The organism is Streptomyces aquilus (genome assembly GCF_003955715.1).
In the GTDB taxonomy this organism is placed as follows: Bacteria; Actinomycetota; Actinomycetes; order Streptomycetales; family Streptomycetaceae; genus Streptomyces; species Streptomyces aquilus.
On record NZ_CP034463.1, the window covers coordinates 9,313,341 to 9,336,440 of the forward strand.

The 23,100-nt window shown below is 73.2% G+C and carries 23 protein-coding genes; 10 read left to right on the forward strand and 13 right to left on the reverse strand.

Annotation, left to right across the window (positions count from 1 at the left end; translation table 11 throughout):
• Positions 1–110: 110 nt before the first annotated feature.
• Positions 111–599: a hypothetical protein gene (locus EJC51_RS42640; protein ID WP_126276007.1), complete on the reverse strand. Its 489-nt coding sequence runs from the start codon at positions 597–599 to the stop codon at positions 111–113.
• 68 nt (positions 600–667) lie between these two features.
• Positions 668–2,689 (reverse strand): DUF1996 domain-containing protein, encoded by a 2,022-nt coding sequence (locus EJC51_RS42645; RefSeq protein ID WP_126277358.1) that lies wholly within the window; start codon positions 2,687–2,689, stop codon positions 668–670.
• A gap of 314 nt (positions 2,690–3,003) precedes the next feature.
• Between EJC51_RS42645 and EJC51_RS42650 the strand changes: the two genes are divergently transcribed.
• On the forward strand, positions 3,004–3,474 hold the full coding sequence (locus tag EJC51_RS42650) for a DUF5709 domain-containing protein (protein ID WP_126276008.1): 471 nt from the start codon (positions 3,004–3,006) through the stop codon (positions 3,472–3,474).
• Between the two features lie 298 nt (positions 3,475–3,772).
• Positions 3,773–5,026, forward strand: a complete 1,254-nt coding sequence (locus EJC51_RS42655) for a sulfite oxidase (RefSeq protein WP_126276009.1) — start codon at positions 3,773–3,775, stop codon at positions 5,024–5,026.
• 13 nt (positions 5,027–5,039) lie between these two features.
• Here EJC51_RS42655 and EJC51_RS42660 read toward each other — a convergent pair whose 3' ends face one another.
• Positions 5,040–6,092, reverse strand: coding sequence for a Glu/Leu/Phe/Val dehydrogenase dimerization domain-containing protein (locus EJC51_RS42660; protein ID WP_126276010.1), 1,053 nt, complete (start codon positions 6,090–6,092; stop codon positions 5,040–5,042).
• Positions 6,093–6,171: 79 nt separating this feature from the next.
• Here EJC51_RS42660 and EJC51_RS42665 point away from each other — a divergent pair, with 79 nt between their 5' ends.
• Positions 6,172–6,627 (forward strand): Lrp/AsnC family transcriptional regulator, encoded by a 456-nt coding sequence (locus EJC51_RS42665; RefSeq protein ID WP_126276011.1) that lies wholly within the window; start codon positions 6,172–6,174, stop codon positions 6,625–6,627.
• Between the two features lie 7 nt (positions 6,628–6,634).
• Here the strand turns inward: EJC51_RS42665 and EJC51_RS42670 are convergent, their stop codons facing one another.
• Together EJC51_RS42670 and EJC51_RS42675 are read right to left on the reverse strand one after the other, a co-directional pair.
• Positions 6,635–7,732 (reverse strand): winged helix DNA-binding domain-containing protein, encoded by a 1,098-nt coding sequence (locus EJC51_RS42670; RefSeq protein ID WP_126276012.1) that lies wholly within the window; start codon positions 7,730–7,732, stop codon positions 6,635–6,637.
• Positions 7,733–7,746: 14 nt separating this feature from the next.
• Positions 7,747–8,169 (reverse strand): VOC family protein, encoded by a 423-nt coding sequence (locus EJC51_RS42675; RefSeq protein WP_126276013.1) that lies wholly within the window; start codon positions 8,167–8,169, stop codon positions 7,747–7,749.
• A gap of 106 nt (positions 8,170–8,275) precedes the next feature.
• Here EJC51_RS42675 and EJC51_RS42680 point away from each other — a divergent pair, with 106 nt between their 5' ends.
• Entirely contained in the window at positions 8,276–9,283 is a 1,008-nt protein-coding gene (locus tag EJC51_RS42680) for a helix-turn-helix transcriptional regulator (RefSeq protein WP_126276014.1), read from the forward strand.
• On the opposite strand, the gene EJC51_RS42685 is transcribed toward EJC51_RS42680, so the two are convergent.
• Positions 9,246–10,163 carry a glycoside hydrolase family 16 protein gene (locus EJC51_RS42685; protein WP_126276015.1) on the reverse strand — a complete coding sequence of 306 codons (918 nt, stop codon included), beginning with the start codon at positions 10,161–10,163 and terminating at the stop codon, positions 9,246–9,248. The two genes, EJC51_RS42680 and EJC51_RS42685, sit on opposite strands and share 38 nt — an antisense overlap.
• 220 nt (positions 10,164–10,383) lie before the next feature.
• Between EJC51_RS42685 and EJC51_RS42690 the strand changes: the two genes are divergently transcribed.
• Both EJC51_RS42690 and EJC51_RS42695 read left to right on the forward strand, forming a co-directional pair.
• Complete coding sequence (locus tag EJC51_RS42690; protein WP_126276016.1) at positions 10,384–11,541, forward strand: FUSC family protein; 1,158 nt, start codon at positions 10,384–10,386, stop codon at positions 11,539–11,541.
• Between the two features lie 40 nt (positions 11,542–11,581).
• The gene (locus tag EJC51_RS42695; RefSeq protein ID WP_126276017.1) at positions 11,582–12,016 is read left to right on the forward strand and encodes a VOC family protein; all 435 of its coding nucleotides are present in this window, start codon (positions 11,582–11,584) and stop codon (positions 12,014–12,016) included.
• Between the two features lie 10 nt (positions 12,017–12,026).
• Here EJC51_RS42695 and EJC51_RS42700 read toward each other — a convergent pair whose 3' ends face one another.
• On the reverse strand, positions 12,027–12,875 hold the full coding sequence (locus EJC51_RS42700; RefSeq protein WP_126276018.1) for a YhjD/YihY/BrkB family envelope integrity protein: 849 nt from the start codon (positions 12,873–12,875) through the stop codon (positions 12,027–12,029).
• Positions 12,876–13,013: 138 nt separating this feature from the next.
• The gene (locus EJC51_RS42705) at positions 13,014–13,943 is read right to left on the reverse strand and encodes a LysR family transcriptional regulator (RefSeq protein WP_126276019.1); all 930 of its coding nucleotides are present in this window, start codon (positions 13,941–13,943) and stop codon (positions 13,014–13,016) included.
• A 71-nt stretch (positions 13,944–14,014) separates the two neighbouring features.
• On the opposite strand from EJC51_RS42705, the gene EJC51_RS42710 reads away from it, so the two are divergent.
• Positions 14,015–14,902: an SDR family NAD(P)-dependent oxidoreductase gene (locus EJC51_RS42710; protein WP_126276020.1), complete on the forward strand. Its 888-nt coding sequence runs from the start codon at positions 14,015–14,017 to the stop codon at positions 14,900–14,902.
• A gap of 138 nt (positions 14,903–15,040) precedes the next feature.
• Positions 15,041–15,823, forward strand: coding sequence for a DUF899 family protein (locus EJC51_RS42715; protein WP_126276021.1), 783 nt, complete (start codon positions 15,041–15,043; stop codon positions 15,821–15,823).
• A gap of 34 nt (positions 15,824–15,857) precedes the next feature.
• Here the strand turns inward: EJC51_RS42715 and EJC51_RS42720 are convergent, their stop codons facing one another.
• Genes EJC51_RS42720 through EJC51_RS42730 form a run of 3 tightly spaced genes read right to left on the reverse strand, consistent with a single transcriptional unit; the run spans position 15,858 to position 19,210 of the window.
• Positions 15,858–16,682, reverse strand: coding sequence for a DUF1684 domain-containing protein (locus EJC51_RS42720; protein WP_126276022.1), 825 nt, complete (start codon positions 16,680–16,682; stop codon positions 15,858–15,860).
• A 30-nt stretch (positions 16,683–16,712) separates the two neighbouring features.
• Positions 16,713–18,113 (reverse strand): NtaA/DmoA family FMN-dependent monooxygenase, encoded by a 1,401-nt coding sequence (locus EJC51_RS42725; RefSeq protein WP_126276023.1) that lies wholly within the window; start codon positions 18,111–18,113, stop codon positions 16,713–16,715.
• Entirely contained in the window at positions 18,110–19,210 is a 1,101-nt protein-coding gene (locus EJC51_RS42730) for an LLM class flavin-dependent oxidoreductase (RefSeq protein WP_126276024.1), read from the reverse strand. The genes EJC51_RS42725 and EJC51_RS42730 overlap by 4 nt, the downstream gene beginning before the upstream one ends.
• 341 nt (positions 19,211–19,551) lie before the next feature.
• On the opposite strand from EJC51_RS42730, the gene EJC51_RS42735 reads away from it, so the two are divergent.
• Positions 19,552–20,289: a VOC family protein gene (locus EJC51_RS42735; RefSeq protein WP_126276025.1), complete on the forward strand. Its 738-nt coding sequence runs from the start codon at positions 19,552–19,554 to the stop codon at positions 20,287–20,289.
• Between the two features lie 30 nt (positions 20,290–20,319).
• On the opposite strand, the gene EJC51_RS42740 is transcribed toward EJC51_RS42735, so the two are convergent.
• Positions 20,320–20,994, reverse strand: a complete 675-nt coding sequence (locus tag EJC51_RS42740) for a hypothetical protein (RefSeq protein ID WP_126276026.1) — start codon at positions 20,992–20,994, stop codon at positions 20,320–20,322.
• 352 nt (positions 20,995–21,346) lie between these two features.
• Between EJC51_RS42740 and EJC51_RS42745 the strand changes: the two genes are divergently transcribed.
• Positions 21,347–22,558 (forward strand): MFS transporter, encoded by a 1,212-nt coding sequence (locus EJC51_RS42745; protein ID WP_126276027.1) that lies wholly within the window; start codon positions 21,347–21,349, stop codon positions 22,556–22,558.
• Here the strand turns inward: EJC51_RS42745 and EJC51_RS42750 are convergent.
• On the reverse strand, positions 22,540–23,007 hold the full coding sequence (locus tag EJC51_RS42750; RefSeq protein WP_126276028.1) for a hypothetical protein: 468 nt from the start codon (positions 23,005–23,007) through the stop codon (positions 22,540–22,542). The two genes, EJC51_RS42745 and EJC51_RS42750, sit on opposite strands and share 19 nt — an antisense overlap.
• Positions 23,008–23,100 lie beyond the last annotated feature (93 nt).

Below are 23,100 nucleotides of genomic sequence, written 5' to 3' on the forward strand. Positions count from 1 at the left end.
CGGCGCCAGTGCGACGATGCGAGGAACGTTAGCGGCGATCACTGACAATCGGTCCCGAAGGCTGGGGACAAGGCCTCGGGGGTGGAGCGCGGAGGCGGACGGGAGCGCCGTCAGTCCGTGTGTCTGTGCATCACATGGAGGTAGTGGCGGTCGCGGTGCGGCACGTGATCGTCCCGGCCCGGGAGGCCGAAAACCGCGCACACGTCGGCGGGGCGGGTGAGGATGCTGGACTGACTGCCGAACGTGAGACGGTCGTTGACGTAGTGCGCGCAGCCCGCGGTGTCCAGCGCCGTCACGAATTGCTCGCGGTCCATGGTGGCCTCGTACGACTCCGAGTCGGGCAGCACCAGGGTGGGCAGATGCGCGGTCGAGCCCCAGAGTTCGATCGCGAGGCCGCTGACCGTCCGCCGGGTGACGGTCAGTTTCAACCCGCCCCAGGCGTACGGGTAGCCGTCGATGTCCGGCCCCTTCATGCGGATGGCGGGGTGCGGGCGCCCCGGACCGAGGAGTTCCTCGGCCTCGGTCAGGGGCATTCCGCACTCCAGGGGACCGATCCGGCCGGTGCGGGCGAAGTCGACGAGGACGTTCATCAGGGTCACGGCAGTGACCCTGACATGTCCCGAGGTCCGCCCGCACTTCCATATCGGCGCGGGATCGGCTCCCAGGGTCACATGTAACGGCGCCTGGTGCGTCGTAGCAGAACGAACCCGGAGATCAGGAGTACCGCGCCCGCCGCGGCCGGCCACAGCTGGGTGCCGGTCTCGGCGAGGCTGCCTCCGCCGCCCTGCGGCTCGGTCTGAGCCCCGAGCGGAGGCTGCGCCACGGCACCGGTCGAGGGGCTGCTCTCGGAGGCACCTGCCGTGTCGTCGTCGGCTGCCGGGGACTGCGTGTCGGGCCGCTGCGTGGCCGAGGGCGAGGTGTACGTCCTCGGCTCGTCGGCGGTCGGTGCGGTGCTCTCCTCGGCGGTCGGCGTCGGCTGCTGCTGGGGCTCGTCGTCGGTGCCGCCGTTGCCACCAGAATCGGAACCGGCATCGGAACCAGGCGCGGGGGCCGTCGTGTTGTCGCCACCGGAACCGGGCTCCTGGGTGGCACCGCCGTCCGAGCCGTTGCCTCCGTTGTCGCCCCCGCCGTTGTCGGCGCCTCCGTTGCCGCCCCCGCCGTTGTCGCCCCCGCCGTTGTCGTTACCTCCGTTGTCGTTGCCCCCGTTGTCGCCGCCGTTCCCGGGTTCCTCGCCCCCGCTCCCGCCGGTGCCCGCGCCGCACTGCTTGCCGTCGTTGATGCAGCCGACCATCTCGTTCATCAGACTCTCGTCGAAGATGTTGATGAAGTCGCCGTGGTCGGTGACGGGCTTGTGCAGTTGCTCGGGGAAGGCGTCCACCGCGAAGAGCGGCGTGGTGCGGCCGCCGTCCTGGAGGCTCGGGGCGTCGATGTCGTAGACGATGCGCTGGACGAGCTGCGGGATCGCCTTGAAGCCGGCCTGGCAGGCGCCGTCGGCCTGCGCGAACGCCACGTGGGTGCGGTGGTTGGCGCTGTCGATGTTGCGGCCGTCCCAGCAGCTCTGGAACTTGAAGGTGCGGACCACGTCACTGCCCTGCGGGCACAGCGGGTACTTGTCCTTCAGCTGGCGGTCCTCGAAGCCGGTGCAGCTCCAGGACGCGTTGGCGTTGGCGGTGCCGTTGACGAACGCCTTGGCGTCGCCGGTGATGATGCGCAGCAGCCGGGGCATGGCCGTGACCTTGCTGTTCGGGCTGCCGACGAAGGTGAGGGTGACCTCCTTGGGCGTGACGATCTCACCCGCGTTGCCCTCGATACCGCCGCCGGGGCTGCCCGCGTCCTGCTCCTGGGCGCCGTTCTGAAGCCGTATGACGGGCCAGTAGTACGAGGACTTGTCGCCCTGGTCGACGCAGCTGGTGTCGCCGCTGGCCAGTTCGTTGTCGTCGGCGAAGGCGTTGTTGGCCTGGTTGCCGACGTAGTCGTGGAAGTGGTGGGCGCCGTTGGACACGCCGGGGGCCACGATCACGTTGTCCGAGTTGAACAGGCCGTTGGCGTTCACGCCGCAGCTGGTGACGAAGCTGCCCTTGGAGGCGTCGGCGCCGGGGTTGGGGGCCGGTGCGGCGGGCGGCGCGGTGGTGATGTCGGCGTAGTCGGCGGCGACGGGACCGTTGCCGGACTGACCGCCGTTGCCCTGCTGTTGACCACCCTGGTCCTGACCGTCCTGGCCGCCCTGGTCCTGACCGTTCTGGTCCTGGCCGTTCTGGTCCCCCTGCCCCTCCTGGCCCTGTCCGCCGGCCTGGTCGTCGGACTCGCGGAGCGTGCACGCGGCCAACTGGTCGAGGCCCTCGGGACGTTCACCGGTCCGTTCGAGCGCGGCGGCGATGCGCTGGATCGTCGCCGCCCGGTTCTCCGAGAGCGGCTGCACGACCTGGCTCACGGCGGCCTCACGGTTCTGCACCGCCGGATCCTGCAACTGCTGGTAGGCCTGGGCCGTCTGCTGGTCCAGTTGGGCGAGTTCCTTGTCGACGTCCGCCCGCGCGCCGTCGGGCACGCTGGTCAACTTGTCACCCACGTCAGGGCAGTCGATCGTGCCCGCTCCCCAACCACCGTCCGCCGACAGGGTCGTCGGAGAGGAGGTGTCCTCGGTCGCGGAGGCGTACACGTTCGCGGCCACCAGGCCACCGCCTCCCAGCATGAGAGCCACGGCGGCAAAGGTGGCCCGCCGTGCACCTGTCGGGCGTCTGCGCTTACTGCGTCCCACGGAAGTACTCCTGCGTCGGTGGTGGTCCGTCCGGCATGGAAATCCCCCGGCCCCATACGGATGCGGCGCGGCCGGTGTTCAACCGCCTCGGAAATTCACAGCACCCTCATATGCGCCGTGCGGCTCCGCAGGAGGTCAGACCCCTCGTCCGGCCCCGAAAACTCACGTCTGACGACAGGTGTCACGCCCTGGGTACTCGGTACTCCCCGCAGACAGAAGGACCCACCCAGCACGTCCGGGAGGCGATCATGAGTGACGAGGACATGGGCGACGAGGTGTACCAGCCCACGGGCAGCAACGAGGACCAGGAGGACGCCGCTCCGCTGGATCTCCAGGACGCGGTCGACGAGCGGACCTACGACGACATGCTGGACGAGGGGTACTCGCCGCCGGAGAAGCCGCTGGGCGTGACCAGGACCGGCACCACGGCGGCGGAGCAGCGGGAAGGCGAGTCCCTGGACGAGCGGCTGCGCCAGGAGGTCGCCGACGTGACGGAACCGGCCGGGGACGGGATCGGGGACACCCCCGGGGCAGCGGGCGAACCGCGCGACCCGGAGGTCGGCGCCGACCGCGCCGGCCGGCTGGTGGCGCCGGACGAGGGAGCCCACGAGGACACCACCAAGGAGCTGGTCGCCGAGGACGCGGGCATCGACGGCGGCGCGGCGGGCGCCGAGGAGGCGGCGGTGCACGTCGTACGGGAGGACCGTGTGGACGAGTGACGGCTGCCCCTGTCAGGGGTCGGGGTTTCCTCGTACGATGGCCCGCATGATCCTCAGCCGACGCCGCCCCGCCGTTCAGCGGTACCGCGTGCTCTCCTCGCACGGCTGTTGTTGATCTTCCACGTGTAGCAGCGCGACGACCGGGCCACAGTGCCCGGTCGGTGCGGTTCCCCGCGTTGACATGCGCCGCTCGGCGACGTCCGGACAAACCCGCGCACGCGCGCACCCGCGTGCCCGCGTGCCCGCGGTTCCAACCCCCGCTTCACTCCTGGCCGTTCCTCCGAAAGGGCAGACCTCCATGCGCACACCCGAAACCGCCTACGACCGTCGCAGACTCCGGCAGTGGCTGGCCGGTGAGGCCCGCGCGGACGGGGTCTCGCGGCGGGACATGCTTCGGCTGCTGGCGGCGGCCGGTGGCGCCCTGGCCGTCCCCGCGGGGTTCAACACCCCTGCGGCGGCGGCCACTTCACCGGGGATCGTCAAACCGCTGCCCGACGAGTGGTTCACCGTGCGCGGCACCAACGCGGAGACCAGGTTCGCCTCGCTCGCGGGCACCGGCTATCACACACCGGTGGACCACTTCTTCGTCCGCAACCACACCTCCACCCCGGTCCTCGACGCCGCCGACTGGACCCTGACCGTGCACGGCGACGGACTGGTGCACGGCCGCGCCGTGGAGTTCTCCCTCGACGACCTGAAGCGGTTCCCCGCCGTCACCCGTACGGCGTTCGTGGAGTGCGCGGGCAACGGGCGCAGCTACTTCAGCTCCCAGCAGGGCCAGACCGTCAGCGGCACCGCCTGGACCCTGGGAGCGATCGGCACCGCGCGCTGGCGAGGGGTGCGGCTCGCCGACGTCCTGCGTCGCGCGGGGCTCGACCGCGCCGCCGTGGATGTGATGCCCCGGGGCCTGGACGCCCCGTACGTGACCGCCGACGGGACCGACCTCGGCCGGGTCCGCCGCCCGCTGCCGCTGTCGAAGGCGCTGGACGACGTACTGCTGGCGTACGAGATGAACGGTGAGCCGCTGCCGTACGACCACGGCCACCCGGTACGCGTCCTGGTCCCGTCCTGGGTCGGGATCGCGTCGGTCAAGTGGGTCGGCGACATCGAGGTGTCGGCCCAGCCCCTGTACTCGCCCTGGAACACCGACTTCTACCGGCTCTTCGGCGACTCCTACCCGCCGGGCGGCAGCGCCCCGCTGACCCGCCAGACCGTGAAGAGCGCCTGGGAACTCGCCTGGGGCGCGAGCCTCGACGCGGGCCGGGAGCACCGGCTGACGGGCCGGTCCTGGTCCGGGGGCGGCGGCATCGTCCGCGTGGACGTCAGCACGGACGGCGGGGCGCGCTGGCGGCGGGCCCGGCTGCACGACGCCGGCCGCCGCGACGGCTGGGTCCGCTGGTCCACCGACTGGCGGCCGCCGGCGCCGGGACCGTACAGCCTGCTCGCCCGTGCCACGGACCGCGCCGGCCGCACCCAGCCGGACACGACCGTGGCGAACACCCAGGGCTATCTGTTCGACGCCGTGGTCCGGCATCCGGTGACCGTCGTGTGAAGCGGTGCGGCGCTCAGGCGTCCCGAGAGGCGGCGGCGGTCAGCCGGGCCTCGGCGAGCTGCCGGGCCGCCCGCAGCGGGGTGACACCGGTCGAACGGGCCAGTTCCAGCACGTGGCTGACGGTGTCTCCGATTCCGTCCACCCGCTTGCGGGCGGCCTCGTCGCTGTCGTGGTCCGATTCCCGGCTGAGCGTGTAGACGATGCCGCCCGCACCGGCGACGTAGTCCGGGACCCAGACGACTCCGTGTCGCGCGAGGGTGTCGGCGACGGAGTCCTCGGTGAGCTGGTTGTTCGCCGGGCCGACGACGAGGGGCGCCGCCAGTCGCGGCACGCTCTCCTCGCTGAGGACGCCGCCGACCGCGGCCGGGACGAGGATGTCGGCCGGTACGGACAGTGCCTCGTCCGGCTCGACCCAGCCGAACCCGGCGGCCAACGCCGCCTGCCTGCGCGACTCCTCGACGTCCGACACCAGGACCCGCGCTCCCTCGGCGGCCAGCCCGGCCGCGACCCGGCCACCGACCGAACCGAACCCGCTGACGACCACGGTGCGGCCGGCGCAGGAGGCGTCACCGAAGACATGCCGGGCCCCGGCGCGCAGCGCGGCCAGGACCCCGGAGGCGGTGGGGCCGCCGGAGTCGCCGGTACCGCCGTGCTCCTCGGGCGCGCAGTACGCGTACGGCGTGAACCGCTTCAGCACCACCATGTCCTGCGGGCCGGTGCCGATGTCGGGGCCGGTGCGGTACGACCCCTGCCACGGGGCGATCAGTTCGCCGAGGTCCTCCAGGGCGGCCTCGCGCAGCTCCGCGGTGAGGTCGGTGTCCCGGTCCAGGGCGATCACGCTCTTGCCGCCGCCGAAGTCCAGGCCGGCCACGGCCGCCTTGTAGGTCATGGCCTCCGACAGCCGCAGCGCGTCGGTGAGTCCGTCCCGCCAGCTGTCGTAGCGGCGCATCCGGCAGCCGCCGACCGCCGGTCCGAGCGCGCGGGAATGGACGGCGACGATGATCGGCAGCCCGGACCGCCGGCCGCGGCGGACGACGACCTCTTCGTGTTCCAGTGCTTGGCTCATACGGTCGAAGCTAGGGTTGTGAACGGCCCAACTGGCGTTCGGCCGAAGGAAATTCGGAATCCTGCTCATGGAGGCGACCATGGACGAAGTTGATTCGGCGATCGTGCACCATCTCCAGAAGGACGGTCGGCTCTCCAACCGCGCCCTCGCCGAGAAGCTCGGCATCGCGCCGTCCACCTGCCTCGAACGCACCAGGCTGCTGCGGCAGCGCGGCATCATCGAGGGATACCGGGCCCAGGTCTCCCTGCGCGCGCTCAACCGCTCGGTGCAGGCGATGGTCGCGACGCAGATCCGGCCGCTGCGCCGGGACGTCGTCGCGGCCTTCGAGGAGTCGGTGACCCGGCTCCCGGAAGTCGTCTCCGTCTACACGATGGCGGGCAGCGACGACTTCCTCGTCCACGTCACGGCCCAGGACATCGACCACCTGCACGCCTTCCTGCTGGACCAGTTCACCAACCGGCGCGAGATCGTGGCCTTTCGCACCTCGATCATCTACCAGCACCTCACGAACCCGGTGCTCGATCCGCTGCCGTGAGCCGGCGTCAGGCGACCGTGTCGAGGTGGATGTGCTCGATCCGCTCGTCCAGGAAGGCGGCCAACTCGCGGGCCTCCGCGCGCACGGCGTCCTCCTCCGCGGCGGTCAGGCGGCGCAGGGGGCTGATGCGGAGACGGTCGTCGCGCACGGCCCACGTCGCCGCGACCCGTCCGTCGACCAGGACCGTGCGGTGGCCCGCGACGGACACCCCGACATGGGCGGCGTCGACGATGCGGCTCCGGTCGTGGTAGCCGAGGAGGGCGTTGTCGAAGGCCGGGAGGAAACGGACGGGCGCCGGGGTGTCGGGGTGGGGGCGGGGCGCGTCGGGCAGGTCGAACAGCTCCCGGCCGCGCGCGTCCCGGAAGACGACGAGCTCATCGCGTACGGCCCTGACCGCGGCGGGAAGTCCGGACAGACCGCACCAGGCCCGCAGATCCGCGCCGGCGGCGGGCCCGTACGCGGCGAGGTAACGGCGGACCAGCTGCCGCCCGACGGGGTCGCCCTCCCCGGCGGCGGGCAGCGGATCGATGTCCCGTCCGAGCCAGGAGGCCAGCGGCAGGTTGCGCACGCCGGCGGACTGCCGCCACAGGCCGCGCGGCGGCAGCTGGACCATGGGCACGAGGGCCGCGACGACCAACTCGCCCAGGACCCGGCGCGGCGGCCCGGGCCAGCGGTCCTCCAGGGCCTGGACGAGCTCGCGCATGGTGCGGGGCCGCTGGTCGGCCATGACCGCCCGCCCGGCGGCGGCGACCTCGTCCAGGTCGAGGCCGGCCAACTCCCGCCGGTAGGTGCCCAGGACCCGCCCGCGCAGCATCGCGTCGTGGCGGGCCCGCCAGGCGAGCGCGTCGCCCGCGGTGACGAGGTGGACGGTACGGCGCATCAGATGCGTGCGCACCACCGCGCGGCCGGTCATCGCCTCGTCCAGCCGCCCCGGCGCGAAGCCGGCGAGGCGGCACCACAGCCCGATGAACGGCTCCTGGGGCTCCTGCGCCTGTAGTCCGCACAGGTGGGCCACCGCCTCGGGCACGGCGACGTCGGCGCGGGTGAGCAAGTGCTGGCGGGCGAGGGTGGCCCGGTTGAGGGCGCGGTCGTCGAGGACGGTCATGGCGTTCCCGGGACTCAGGCGTGGTAGGGGGCGGCCACGTCGAGCACCCAGGTGACGCCGAAGCGGTCGGTGAGCATGCCGTACAGCGGCGCCCACGGCGCGGGCTCCAGCGGACGTACGACGGTCGAGCCGACGCTGAGCCTGCCCCACAGGGTGCTGATCTCCTCGGCGTCGGTACCGCGCACGGAGACGAAGAACGCGTTCTCGCCCTGGTTCCAGGGCAGGTGGCCGGGCACGTCGTAGGCCATGACGTGGAAGCCGTCGTCCCCGGTCACCTCGCCCCACATCACCCAGTCCGCCTCGCTCTCGTCCCGTACGGCGCCGGCGTCCTTGTACGTGACCGCGACGGTCCGGCCGCCGAACACGGACCGGTAGAAGTCCAGCGCCTCCCGCGCGGCGCCGCGGAAGTTGAGATGGGTGGTGGTCGTGACGGACATGGTCTGCTCCTCGCCTCGATGGACCCGGCCCGGTGACCGGCTCGTACGCCACCCTGACGGAGGTAGCGGACAGGTTGTGTCCGCTACCTCGGCGACCATGGATCCCATGCGGAAAACGTCCTCCCGGCTGCTCGCGCTGCTCTCCCTGCTCCAGACCCACCGTGACTGGTCCGGCGAGGAGCTCGCCGGGCGTCTCGACATCACCGCGCGCACCGTGCGCCGCGACATCGACCGCCTGCGCGACCTCGGCTACCTGATCACGACCGTCAAAGGCCCGGGCGGCGGCTATCGCCTCGCGGCCGGTACCCAGCTGCCGCCCCTGCTGTTCGACGACGACCAGGCCGTCGCCCTGGCCGTCGCGCTGCGGACCGCGGCCACCGGCACCGGCGTCGCCGAGGACGCCGAGCGCGCCCTGGCCACCCTCCGTCAGGTCATGCCGCCCCGTCTGCGGCACCGCATCGACCAGGTGCGCGTCACCGCCGTCCCGCCGCCCGAGGCCCCCGACGCCGCGCGGGTCGACGCCCAGGTGCTGCGGGAGCTGAGCCGCGCCGTCCACGCCCGCGAGGAACTGCGCCTCGACCACACCCCGGCGCACGGCACCCCGACCGCCGAGCGCCGCCGTGTGCAGCCCCACCACCTGGTGACCTGGCGGGATCGCTGGTACCTCGTCGCCTGGGACCTCGACCGCGAGGACTGGCGCACCTTCCGCGTCGACCGCATCCGCCCCCGCACCCCCACCGGCCCCCGCTTCACCCCTCGCGCCCTCCCCGGCGGCGACGTCGCCGGCTTCGTCACCAGCCGGTTCCGCGGCAACGACGGCACCACCACCGACTGGCCCTGCCGGGGCACCGTCGTCCTGCACCTCCCGGCCGCCGATGTCGCGCCCTTCGCCCAGGACGGAACCGTCGAGGAACTCGGCCCCCACCACTGCCGGCTCACCCTCGGCTCCTGGTCATGGACCGGACTGGCCACCGCCGTCGGCCACTTCGACGCCGCCATCGACGTGGTCGGCCCACCGGAACTGGCCGCGGCCTTCGCGGAGTTGGCCGTCCGCTACCGCCGCGCCGCCGGTGGGATCACCCCCAGTCGTACGCGTACGCCGCGACCCACGTGATGTCGAGCTGGGCGCTGCTGCCCGGCGCCGCGCCCGGACCCTCCAGCGCGCTCTCGTTCTGCAGCACCCACGACAGCGGCTGGTCGGGCACCTCGCGGGTGTCCTGCCCGATCTGCCGGCCGTCGACGAAGAAGCGGACGTGACCCGGCGTCCACTCCGTGGAGACCGTGTGCCACTCGGTCCAGTCGTCACTGCCCGGGAAGGAACCCTGCTCGCCGCCCCCGCACGGATGGTGGAACGCCGTCAGCGAACCGGTCCACTCACCCTCGGGATGGTCCATCTCGCAGCCGCCGCCGTAGTGCAGCCAGGCGGACTTGTAGCCGGGCGCGACCTTCGTCACCTTGATCCGCGCGCTGTACTTGCCGTACGCCATCTCCATCACGGCCCGCGGGACCACCGCGGCGGCGTGCACGGGGCCGCCGTCGGCGGGCCGCCACATCCGGATGGTCATCCGTCCGTCGCCGTCGGCCGCCGGACCGACGCTGACGGTGTCCTCGGGGTGATAGACGCCGACCACGTCCCGGCCCCGGTCGTTGGCGGTGTCGCGCCAACCGGTCGGATAGGCCCACCAGTTGTCGCGGTACGAGCCGCTCAGGCCCCCGCAGTATGCGGCGGAGGTGTCGACGTCGTGCTCGCAGTCGCTGAACGCGCCCAGCGGCACCACATCGCCGTTGAAGTCCTCCGCGAGGACCTGCCAGAAGGGCCCGCAGTCACCACGGGGCAGGTTCACACTCGTAGTGCGGCAGGCGTCGGCGGCGTCGGCCGCGGCGGGTGCCCCGTCCGCACGGGGGAGTCCGAGCAGGCCGGCCGCGGTCAGTACGACCGCGGAGGCGACCAGAAAGGCCTTCCGGTGGTGGTGCGGCGCCGCATGTGAACCCATCCGAGGCTCCCTCGATGCTCACCGGCTTGCGAAATCGGCGTTCGTCGGCTGTCGTCATCCGTCATCGGCCCGAAGAAGCATCCTCGCGCGCGAGCCGGTGGGGAGCCATCCCCGGGGCGGCCCGGGAATCGGACGACCGCGCTCCGCCGCGCCCGCCGCGCGCGACCCCGCCGTCGCGGACCCAGGTGCGGTTCGTCCCGGATGTGGCACCTGATGTGGCATGAAGTGGATCGGCAGGACGAGCCGGGCGGTCGGGTGGCGCGCCCGGAACGCGGTGACGGCCGTGCGACGGGCCTGGGCGGAGCCCGGGCGTGAGCGGGACGTGGTGGCACAGGCCGGGAAGGCGGCGCTGGCGGCCTGGGTGGCGTGGGCCGTCGCGGGTTGGTGGCTGGCCGCCCCGATGGCGTTCGTGGCGCCGTGGGTGGCGATCGCGCTGGTGGAGTCGACGGTGTACCGGTCGGTCGCGCACGGGCTCCAGCAGCTGGCGGCGATCGCGGTGGGCACCATGGTGGCGACCGCCGCGGCGATGCTGACGGGGAACGCCATGGTCACGATGGCCGTCGTCCTGCCGCTGGTCCTGCTGCTGGGACAGTGGCGGCGCCTGGGGAGCCAGGGCATCTTCGGCGCGACCGGGGCGCTGTTCGTCCTGACCGGCGGCGAGGTCACGCTCGCCGGGGCGGCCGCACGCCTCTCGGAGGCGGTCTTCGGCGCGCTGGTCGGGGTGGCCGTCAACGCGCTGATCCGGCCCCCGACCTACCTGCGGGACACCCGCGCCGCGCTGGCGGAGGCGGCCCGCGAGGCCCGCGACATCCTGGACGACGTGGCCGACGGGCTGACCGCCGCCGAGTGGGACGCCCACGAGGCCGGCGTACGGCACCAGCGCGCCCTGCGGCTGGGACGCCTCGTCGACCAGGCCAGGTCGGCGATCGGCTGGAGCGAGGAGAGCCTCCGGGGCAACCTCAGGCGGCCGCGCCGGCACCACGCGACCGCGCACGGTACGACGTACGCCGACGCACTGGCCCTGCTGGACTACGTCGCCGTCCACACCGTGGGCGTGACCCGCACCGTGCGCGAGGCGGCCGAGGGCGCCACGTCCCGGCCGGACGACACCGTCACCACCGCCTACGCGGACTTTCTCCGCGAGACGGCGCGCGCCGTGCACCTCTACGGCGCGTACCGGTTCGCCGCCGACGACCGGGACGAGACCGCCGGACGGGCGCTGGACGACGCCGCCGCCGAGCTGCGCCGCACCCTCGACGCCCTGCGCCGGCAGCTCCCGGCCGCCGCGCCCGACGACCCCGACGCGCTGGTCACGTACGGGACGCTGCTCGCACAGGCGCACCGGCTGGCCGACCATCTGGGCGCGCAGAGGGTGTGACGCCGTGGGGGCTGAACAACGGGCTTGCTATGGTGCGCCGATGTCATCGATCAAGAAATTCCAGGTCACCTTCGACTGCGCGCGGCCCGAGCGCGTCGCCCGTTTCTGGTGCGAGGTGCTGGGATACGAGGCGCCGCCGCCCCCGGAGGGGTTCGCCACCTGGGACGCCTACAACGAGGCCCAGCCCCCGGAGGACCGGGACGCCTGGTTCGCGGCCAGTGATCCCACGGGCGTCGGCCCGCGCCTGTACTTCCAGCGCGTCCCCGAGGGCAAGGTCGTCAAGAACCGGGTGCACCTCGACGTGCGGGTCGGCACCGGGCTGGTGGGCGAGGAGCGCCTCGCCGTACTGGAGGCCGAGTGCACGCGACTGCTCGCGCTAGGCGCGGTGCGGGTGCAGCTCCTGAAGGCCGACGGCGTCAACGAGTCCTGCATCGTGATGCAGGACGTCGAGGGCAACGAGTTCTGCCTCGACTGAGCATCCGTTCTCAGCCACGGCGAGGTGGGGGGCCGCCTCGCCACAGGACACGGTTCAGCGGCGGCTCCTCCGCCAGCACGGCACCGCTCGTCACCGCGAAGGTGACCGTCGCGCACACCACGATCAGCCAGGACAGCAGCGTCAGGACCACGCCGAGGGAGCCGTACTCCGCCAGGGTGCGGTTGAGCGCGGCCGGCATGTAGAGGCGGGCCGTCAGGGCCAGGGCGCTGGTGGCGGCCGAGGCGAGCAGTGCTCCGGGCAGCAGCGGCAGCCAGGGGACCCGGCCGGCCAGCAGCAGGCGCTGCGTCCACAGCCACAGTCCGGTGCTCAGGACGAAGAAGAGCGGCACGCCCAGCCACGCGCCGGCGCCGAAGCCGTCGCGGATGGGCCCCTGGAGCAGCACGACGAGCACCAGCACGAGGAGCCACACCAGCCAGCGCCAGGCCGCGATCCTGGTCGCCGACTTCGGCAGCCGCCAGGCCCGCTCGCAGACCCGGGCCATGGCCCGGCTGAAGCTGGTGGCCGAGACCAGCGCCACCACCAGGCCCACGGCGCCGGTCGTCTCGCGCAGACTGTCGTCGGCGGAGCTGCCCAGCACCTGATCGAGTTCCAGGTCGGACCGGCCGGTCAGACCGAACATGGCGCGCAGTGACTCCCGCAACTGGTCGCGGACGCTGTGCGGGGTGAACGCGGCGATCGCGAACAGCAGCGGGATCACGGCCAGGAACGCCTGCGCGGCGAGCCTCGTCCCGGCGTCCAGGAGGTTCCCCGACAGCAGCCGGCCCGTCAGCTCGACGATGACCGGGAACCGCTGCTCGGCGTGGGTACGCAGGCGCTCCAGCCGCGCCGTCCACGCCATCCCGCCTCCCCACCTGTGCCGCCGCGCCGTTCAGGCCAGTCAAGGCGTCACCCGCCTGGGCGTCGAGCGGTGCTGGCCCGATCGGGGCGGCGCTCGCTCCGTGCCCCGAGGGGAGGGAGGCATCGGCCCGCTCGGCGCTCAGCGGCCGGCGTCGGCGTCCAGGGCGACGGCCACCGCACGAAGAGCCGCCGCTACCCGGGTGACCGGCTCGGCCGGCGGGTGGGGGAGGCGTGCCAGGAGCAGCCGCCGTTGTTCCTGGGGCCCGCCGCGGACCGGGAGGACGCGGACGCCCGGGGGTGCCGCGGGGGCGAGGAGCGCCGGTACGGTCGTCAGCCCGCAGCCGGCGGCGACGAGCTGGAGCTTGGCCAGCCAGTCGCGGGCGGTGTGGGCGATCTCCGGCCGCTCGTCCAGCCCCGGCCACACCCCCAGCAGGCGGTCCTCCCCGGAGCCGGACCCGGTGATCCAGCGCTGCCCCCGCAGATCGGCGACGTCCACGAACTCACCCCGGGCGAGCGGATGAGCGGCGGGCACCGCGAGGCACAGCGCCCGTTCGGTGAGCGTCCGCAGCACCAGCGGCGGGGACTCGGCGTCCGGCGGCCGGAAGGGCGGCGCCGACCCGAGCACGGCCAGGTCGAGGCTGCCCGCCCGCAGGGCGCGCACCAGCGCCGGAGTGCTGCCTTCCCGGCCCACCACGGTGAGGCCGGGGTCGGTGCGGCGCAGGGCGGCCAGGGCTCTGGGCAGCAGGACGGCGCCGGCGCTGGGGAACCATCCCAGGCGGACCGTGCCGGCCTGCTCCGGCAGACCGGACAGCTCTCGTGCCGTGGCGTCGATCTCGTCGAGCACCACCGTCGCCCGGCGCATGACGACGTGTCCGGCGGCGGTGAGCCGTACGCCGTCGCGGCGCCGCTCCAACAGCTCGGCGCCCGCCGCCCGTTCGATCGAGGCGATCTGCCGGGAGACCGCCGACTGCGTGTATCCCAGCGTGTCGGCGGCGGCGGTGAACGTCCCCTGCTCGGCGACGGCACGGAAGACGCGCAGCGAGGTCAGCGACACATCCGTGAAGTCCATGACGATTACGCATACCACGCTTGCCGAACTTTCGTTGGACTCATGGACGCGGCGTTCCTAGCGTGGTCGTCATGAGTGCCTCACGCATCGCCCTGGTCACGGGCGCCAACCAAGGACTCGGCCGCGCCCTCGTCGAGGGCCTGGCGGCCCGTCTGCACCCCGACGACCTCGTCCTGCTCACCGGCCGCAACCCGCAGCGCGTCGAGGACGCCGCCCGCGAAGTGACCCAACTGCCCGGCACCCGGGCCCGCGTCGAGGGCCGCGTCCTGGACGTCACCGACACGGCCGCGGTCGCCGCCCTCGCCAAGGAGCTCGAAAGCCGGTACGGCGGCGTGGACATCGTCGTCTCCAACGCCGTCGCCCGCCTGCTGCCCGAGGACTCGCAGGCAGCGCGGGCCGACGAGTTCATCGACGTCTCCAACACCGCCACCCACGCCGTCCTGCGCTCCTTCGGCCCCGCACTGCGCCCCGGCGGCCGTCTGTTGGTGGTGGCCAGCAGCCTCGGCACGCTCGGCCATCTCGACCCACGGCTGCACCACCTCTTCGAGAGCGCGAGCCTCGACCAGGTCGAGGAGACGGTCGAGTCCTGGCGCCGGGCGATTCACAACGGGACGGCGACGGAGGAGGGTTGGCCGGTCTGGCTGAACGTGCCCTCGAAGGTCGCGCAGGTCGCCGCGGTCCGCGCGGTCGCCGCCGCACGCCGCGAACACGACCTCGCCACCGGCACGCTGGTCGCCTCGGTCTGCCCCGGCATGGTCGACACCGCCACCTCACGCCCCTGGTTCAGCGACTACAGCCACGCCCAGTCACCGTCACAGGCCGCCGTGGCGGTACTCGACCTGATCTTCGCCGAGCGCGTCGATCCCGCCCTTCACGGCGAACTCGTCCGGTTCGGCAGGGCCCTGCCCTGGCACGACGGCACACCGCTGGTGGAACAGGACAGGATCGTCACACCCTGAGACCGCCAGGACCTCCGCGGGCCCGGATCCGCCTGACGCCCCGGCGATGAGTTTCGGTCGGGCCCGGAGTCTCTTCCGGTGACCGTCCCTGGACGGCGTACGACGCTGCCCGGCACGAGACACCACGGAGGACGCACCATGACGACCACACCGGACGACCCGACCACCGCGCGGCCCGGCCGGCCGCCCGTCACCGACCTGGCCACCTGGCAGAAGGCCCGCGACGAACTCCTGGTCCGCGAGAAGGCCCACACCCGTGCGGGCGACGCCATCGCCGCGGACCGGCGCAGGCTGCCGATGGTGGAGTTCGACGGCACGGTCGAGGTCGTCGGTGCCGACGGCCCCGTCCCGTTCCTGGACCTGTTCGAGGGCCGCGACGAGCTCGTGGTGTACAAGCACATGTGGTACGACGGCGCGCCGCCCCAGGGTCAGTGCGAGGGCTGCACCACCGCGGCCTGGCACCTCAAGGACGCCGTCTACCTCAACGCCAGGGGCGTCTCCTTCGCCGTCCTGACCACCGGACCCTGGGACGAGGTGGCCCCCTATGTCGAGTTCATGGGCTACACCCAGCCCTGGTTCTCGGTGCGCGACACGCCTGCCCCGGTCGGCGGCGACATGGGACACCTCACCTGCTTCCTGCGCGACGGCGACCGCGCCTTCCTCACCTACTCCACGACGGGCCGCGGCAACGAGCCGCTCAACATCTCCCTCGCCCTGCTCGACATGACTCCCTACGGCCGCGGCGAGAGGTGGGAGGACAAGCCCGAGGGCTGGCCGGAGGGGGCCGACGCCTGCTGGTCCTGGCGCTCGGACGCGGACGGCAACCCCACCTGGGGCCCGACCAGCCGCCCCGTCGCCCAGTGGACCCGGCCCGGCGCGACTCCGGTGCAGACCCTCGGCCGCCAGGGCCACTGCCACTGACGGGCGGGCACCGGCGGCACCGGGGCCGGTCCGCTCAGGCGCCGCCGCGCTCGCGGGGGATCTTCAGACCCGCCTCGATCGCGACCGGCAGCCGGTTCTCGGCCGGCGGGAGCGGGCAGGTGGCGAGGTCGGTGTAGGCGCACGGAAGGTTGGCGGCGCGGTTGAAGTCCAGCGTCACCGTGCCGTCGGCCGCCGGCGGACCGACGGTCAGGGAGCGGTTGGCGGCGTAGGTGGTGACCCCGGAGGTGGCGTCGGTGAACAGCACCGACAGGGTGCCCTCGGCATACCCGGGGAACGCGGTCAGGGACAGCTCACGCCCCTCCAGCTCGAACTCGATCCGGCCCGGGGCGTCGTACACGTGCTCAAGCCCCTCGACAGCGGCTCCCACGGTGGTCGGACGCGGTTCGTCGAAGGGGAGGTACCGGCCCCGCACGACCCAGCGCGGGTCGGGGGCGTAGGCGGGGGTGCCGGTGAAGGCCGTACGCAGCTCCGCGTCCGGGTGCCGGGGGCGGACGATGTCGTGGCCGCCGCGCTTGGCGACCTCGATGACCGCCTCGCCCCAGACCGCGTTGACGCCGCCGCGCTCGGGCAGCACGCCGAAGCGGTGCTCACCGCGCACCGGGGTGCCGTCGACGACCAGTTCCTCGCCCTCGTCGAGGGTGACGACGACGCCCTCGGGGCCGGTGTGCCAGGCGCCGGGTGCGTCGGGGAAGCGCTGGGGACGTTCGTCGAGCCAGTGCAGGCCGGTGATCGCCAGGAACCCGTGCGGGTCGGCGAGCCGGGCCTCCTGGGCGCGGTACCACTCCAGCCAGCTCTCGGTGAAGGCCTGGAGGTCGGTGGCGGTCGCTTCGATGGTCATGAGGTCTCCTTCGGGGGCAGGGGCGTTCGGTCAGCCGGCCTGGCGCCGTTCGGCGGCGGATCGGTGGGTGAGCGGCTCGCGCAGGCCGAGGTGGTCGCGCAGGGTCGTGCCGGTGTACTCGGTGCGGTAGACGCCGCGTTCCTGCAGCTCCGGGACGAGCAGGTCGACGATGTCGTCGAGGCCGTCCGGGATGAGGTACGGCGTCACGTTGAAGCCGTCGAGCGCGCCGTGCCGTACGAAGTGGGCGAACTTGTCGGCCAGTCCGGCCGGGGTGCCGACGTGGCCGCGCTGCGGGCCGAGCGCGATGACGGTCTCGCGCAGCGACCAGCCGTGCGCCTCCGCCTTCGCCCGCCACTCCGCCACGACCGCCCTCGGATCGGCGACGCGCCGCGCGCCGAAGGAGCCGTCGTTCTCGGCGACGACCGGGTCCTCCGCGGGCAGCGGCCCGTCGGCGTCGCGGTCGGACAGGTCGATGCCCCACAGCAGGGTGGCGATGCCCAACGCCGTGGCGGGGGTGACCTGTTGGAGCCGGATCCAGCGCTTCTTCTCCCGCGCCTCCTCCTCGGTGGCACCGATGATGATCTCGGTGCCGGGCAGGATCCGCAGATCGTCGTCCGGCCGCCCCACGGCGCGCAGCCGGGTGCGGATGTCGTCGGCGAAGGCCAGCGCGTCGTCGAAGTCGTTGCCGTGCGCGGAGAAGATCACGTCGGCGTTGCGGGCGGCGAAGTCACGTCCCTCGCCCGAGTCGCCGGCCTGGAAGATCACCGGGTGGCCCTGGGCGCTGCGCGGCAGGGTCGGGGCGAGGTCGACGTCGAACTGCGGGCCACGGTGGCGGACTTGGCGTACGGCGCCGGGCGCGGCCCACGCGGACGCGGTCTGCGCGCCGGCGACGGCCCCGTCCGCCCAGCCGTCCCAGAGGGCGCGGGCCACGGTGAGGAACTCCTCGGCGCGCCGGTAGCGGTCGGCGTGGTCGAGGTAGCCGCCGCGGCGGAAGTTGGCGCCGGTCCAGGCGTTGTCGGTGGTGACCACGTTCCAGCCGGCCCGGCCTTCGGAGAGCAGGTCGAGGCCGGAGAGGCGGCGGGCGAGGTCGGCGGGTTCGTTGAAGGTGGAGTTGGAGGTGGAGACCAGGCCGATCCGGCGGGTCACGGCGGCCAGCGCGGCGAGTTGGGTGAGGGCGTCCGGCCGTCCGGCCACGTCGAGGTCGTGGATCTTGCCGTCGACCTCGCGCAGCCGCAGTCCCTCGCCGAGGAAGAACGCGTCGAACAGGCCGCGTTCGGCGGTCTGGGCGACCTTGCGGAAGGAGGCGGGGTCGATCTGCGAGCCGCTCTCGGGGGCCGACCAGATGGTCCAGTGGTTGACGCCCTGGAAGAAGACCCCGAAGTGCAGCTGGGCGTGCGGCCGGGGGACGTCGAGGGGGTCGGTGCGGGTCATCGGGCGTCCTCCGGGAGGGATACGGCGGCGAAGCGGTTGGCGGGGCGCGCCAGCCCCAGGGTCGTGCGCAGGGAGGTGCCCGGCAGGGGGCGGGCGACGAGCCGCCGCTCGGACAGGGCGGGCAGCACGAGACGGGAGAGGACGGCCAGATCCTCGTCCAGCACCAGCGGATGCAGCCGTACACCGTCCACGTGACGGCTCAACTCCCCGAGCAGTGCGACCAGTTGCCCGGCGGAGCCGATGTGCCGCAGCCGTCCCCGGTCCGGCCACGGGGCGTGCCGCTCCAGGTCGGCGACGCGGGCGGCGGCGGTGGCGTCCGGGGTGTCGAGCGCGACCTCGACCTCGGCGAAGACACGGGCCGTACCGGCGGCAGCGGCGGCCGCGGTGACGGACGTCAGGTCAGGTCCGCCGACGAGGCCGACATCGAGCTGTGCGGCGGGCACGCGGTCCGGTCGGCCCAGGACGACGACCTGTCCCTGCGGCGGGCGCGGCACGATCGCCGGGCCCTTCACGGCGTACGTCTCGCCGGTGAAGTCGATGTAGTGCAGCCGCTCGCGGTCGAGGTAGCGGCTGGTGGCGACGGACCGGATGACCGCGTCGTCCTCCCACGAGTCCCACAGCGCCCGGGCGACCTCCAGCCCGTCCCGTGACTCCCGGGCGCGGGCGTCGGCGCCGTCGACGAGCGGGCGGCCCCAGGCGCGTGCCGCCTCCGGCTGCTCCTCCTCGCTCACCACCCACCCGGCGCGGCCCGCGGAGACATGGTCCAGGGACGCCAACTGGCTGGAGACATGGAAGGGTTCGGCGTACGTGAGCGGTACGACGGGCGCGACACCGATGCTGCTCGTGGACGCGGCGACGAAGGCGGCCCGCTCCACCGCGCCCATCCGGCCCACCGGGTTCGGGGCGGTCCCGGGCGGCAGCACACCGTCGTCGAGGGTGATGAGGGTGAACCCGGCGTTCTCCGCGACGGCGGCGACCTGGGCCACGCGGCGCGGGGTGAGCAGCTGGTCGGGCGCGTGGGCGGCGCGGCGCCAGGCCGCGGGATGAGCGCCGTCGCCGTCGAGCTCGACGGCGAGGTGCAGGGCAGGGCGGGACAAGGGGAGTTCCTTCCGAGAACGTGTGAACTCGCGGCCGAGCAGCGCACAAGGGCGGGGCCACGACGAGACGGCCGGCGAGGCGGGCCGGCAGGGGTCAGACGTGTACGGAAGGACAGACCGCGGAGGAGGTGCGGCAGTAGTCGACATGCCGCCGGATGATCAGCCACGCACCCGAGCAGACACCGTGCGGTGCCGCGCCAGGAACGTGCATCGAGGGCCTCCACCCGTCGGAGTTTCGCGAGTTCAACGTACGTCGCCTGCCCTGCCGGATGTCAAGGGCGGCCCGGCTCCGACAGGCGTCCCCCTCTCTGGAACGGCGGCCTCGCCATAGGATCACCGGCATGGCGCTGCGACCCGTGATGGTGAACGTGAAGGCCCTCGACGCCTTGGCGGTCGGCCGGTTCTGGGCGGAGGCGCTCGGCTGGACCGCGTACCGCGGCGGCGCCACCACCTACGTCGGACCGCCCGGCGGCCTCGTCTGGCCGGACCCGGTCGTCCTCGGCATCGACGTCGTGCCCGTACCGGAGCCCAAGACGGCGGTGAAGAACCGTGTGCACCTCGACCTCGCCACCACCTCCGCCGACCACCGGACCGAGCTGATCGCGCGCCTGGAGTCCATCGGGGCGACCCGCGTCGACGTGGGACAGGGCGAGGTGCCGTGGACGGTCCTCGCCGATCCCGAGGGCAACGAGTTCTGTGTGCTGGAGCCGCGCGAGATCTACCGGGACACCGGGCCCGTCGCCGCGGTGGTCGTCGACTGTACGGACCCGCGGGCCATGGCCCGGTTCTGGGGCGAGGCGACGGACTGGACCGTGCACGAGGTGGCCGACGACCACGCGTCGTTGCGGTCCGCCCAGGGCGGCGGCCCGTATCTCGAGTTCCTGCGCACACCCGACGCCAAGACCGTGCCGGACCGCCTCCACCTCGACCTGCTGCCGTACCCCGGTGACGACAAGGCGGCGGAGGTGGACCGGCTGCGGGCCCTGGGCGCGGCCGACCTCGACGTCGGCCAGGGCGACGTCGCGTGGACCTGCCTGACCGACCCGGAGGGCCACGAGTTCTGCGTCCTCGCCCCCTGACACATCGACATCCCGCGAACCCCCTCCAGGTCAGGGTTCCCCGGCGAGCAGCCTGTCGAGGGACACCCCGTCCGCCCAGCGGGCCAGGGCCGGGCCGTCCAGCAGGACGGTCCGCCCCTCGCGCCGGGCCCACCGCACGTCACGGGCCCGGAACGTGCCCCGGTGCACGACGACGTGGAGGAACGCGTCCGGGTCCTCCCCGTGCGTTCGGGGGTGCGGCAGGGCCTCGTCCGGCAACGGCTCCGCCACCGGCCGGAAGGCCACGTCGAGCCGTCGCCCGTCCTGGTGCCGGGCGCACAGCCGCGGCCGGTCGGGCGCGGGTAACAGACGCACCTTCCAGTGGTCCCGGCGCAGCATCCGTGCCACGGCCAGGGCCAGCCCCTGAATGTCGAGTTCGAGCAGTTCCTGCGGCGTGTAGTGGCCGCGCCGACGTCGAGCACCGGGGCGCCGTCGCCTGATCCCGACCGTGAGGACGACCGCCGTGAGCAGCACGCCGACGACCGGGACCACGACACCGACGGCCCGGAAACCGGCGGCGAGTCCGGCCACGGCCGCGCACACCAGGACCGCGAGCACGGTGAACGAGGGCAGCACATCGCGGAACCGCGGCCCGTAACGGCCCTGGGCGCGCAGCCGGCGCACCACATCCCTTTTCCGACGACGCTGTTCCTCGACCGGATCGGACGTCCATGACGGGCGTGCCACAGTCTCAGCCCCCTGCGCGTGCCTCCCGCACCTGCTTGCGCCGACCCGGGCCACATACCCAGCGCGCCGAACGAATGCTCGATCGGCGGTCGAAAACCGGCCGGGAGCGCGGGCGCACGGAGGCACGGGAGGGCGCATGAGCCGAGCCGCGCCGCCACGGGTGTGACATGAGTCATGCAAAGCGGGCCGGGATCTTGGAATGACCTGCTCCGCCGCGCTGCTGCACTGGTTGTGGGCTCACCATGCCCTGGGGGGCGCCGGGCGACGATGACGGGTGAGGGAAGCCGCTTCGACACGGCTCGGACCCGCCCCCTCGTACTTCTGCACCACCTTCGAAAGGTTCTCCTGCGCCATGCCACTGGCTCTCCTGGCCCTGGCTGTTGTCGCTTTCGGCATCGGTACGACGGAATTCGCCACGATGGGGCTGCTGCCCCAGATCGCTGACGGAATCGGCGTGTCCGTGCCGCAGGCGGGCAACATCGTCTCCGCCTACGCGCTGGGTGTCGTCGTCGGTGCCCCCGTGCTGACGGGCATCGGCGCACGCATCCCGCACAAGAGGCTGCTGCTGCTCCTGTCCGGGCTGTTCGTCGTCGGCAACGTCGCGTCCGCGCTCGCCCCCGGCTTCGGCCTGCTCTTCGCCGCGCGCTTCCTCGCCGGACTGCCCCACGGGGCGCTGTTCGGTGTGGGCGCGGTGGTGGCGTCCCGGCTGGTCACCCCCGACCGGGCCGCCCGCGCGGTCTCCAAGATGTTCCTCGGGCTGACCGTCGCCAACATCGTGGGCGTCCCGGCTGGTACGGCGCTCGGGCAGCAGCTGGGCTGGCGGGCCGCCTACGTCGCGGTGGCCGTCATCGGCGTCCTCGCCCTGGTGGCGCTGTCCCTCTTCGTCCCGCACCAGCCGCGCGGCCCGCAGACCGGCGTCCGGCACGAGCTGCGGGCCATGGGCAACCGGCAGGTGGCGATCGGCCTGGCCACGGCCGTCGTGGGATTCGGTGGATTCTTCGCCGTCTACAGCTACCTCGTGCCCATGCTCACCCATCTCACGGGCCTGTCCGACTCCTCGACCACGCTGGTCCTCGCGCTCTACGGCGTCGGCATGACCCTCGGCACGCTCGTCGCGGGCCCCCTCACGGACCGCGCCCTGCGCCCGACGCTGTACGCGGGACTCGCGCTGATGTCCTCGGCGCTGGTGGCGTTCTACTTCACCGTCCACAGCACCGTGCCCGCCCTCATCACGATCACGTTGATCGGCGCGATGGGCGCCCTCATCACCACGCCCGTCCAGATGCTCCTGATGGCCAAGGCGAAGGACGCCCCGACCATGGCGGCGGCCTCCAACCACTCCGCCTTCAACCTGGCCAACGCGGGCGGCGCCTGGCTCGGCGGCCTCGCGATCTCGGCGGGCTGGGGCTGGGCGTCACCGTCGCTGGTCGGCGCGGCGCTGGGCGTGGCCGGGCTGGGCCTGGCGTTCATGGGCGGCTTCATGGACCGCGGCGGCAGCCGCTCCGAGGTGATCACGGGCGCCCGGCGCGAGCAGGTCGCCGCCGCTCAGTCCCAGAGCGGATAGGACACGGTCGGGCCGAACTGCTCCGGCCGGGCGGCCGGGTACGTCAGCGTGATCCGGGAGTAGTGCGACACCTGGGGCTGCTTCTTCCAGGGGCGCGTACGGTCCAGTCGTACGGTCACCGGGTAGGCGTGGAAGTGCCCGGCCGCGCAGTACGGCTTGCAGTCGTTGACCCAGTTCACCCCCTCGGCCCGCGCCCTACCCGCGTCCCAGCGGGTCCAGTGCAGGGAGGCGAGGCGGCTGTTGCCGTCCCCGCAGGCGAGCATGAAGTCCGTCGGACGCACCTGCGGGTGCCACAGGCAGTCGACGAGGACCGGCGGCTCGGTGCGCGGCTGGACGGTCTGCGTCACGGCCGCCGGTGCGGGCCGGGCCGCGGGCGAGGTGCCCGCGGCGGTGGCGAGGGTGGCCACGGCGAAGAGCGCGACCGTCGTGGTGAGTGCGCGTAGCTGCATGGCCGAATCCCCGCTGCCGCTGGCCGACGGATGTCCCGGTTTCGACGCTACGACCGTGGGCCCGCCCGCACCACTCGAACAGAGCAGTGCGCG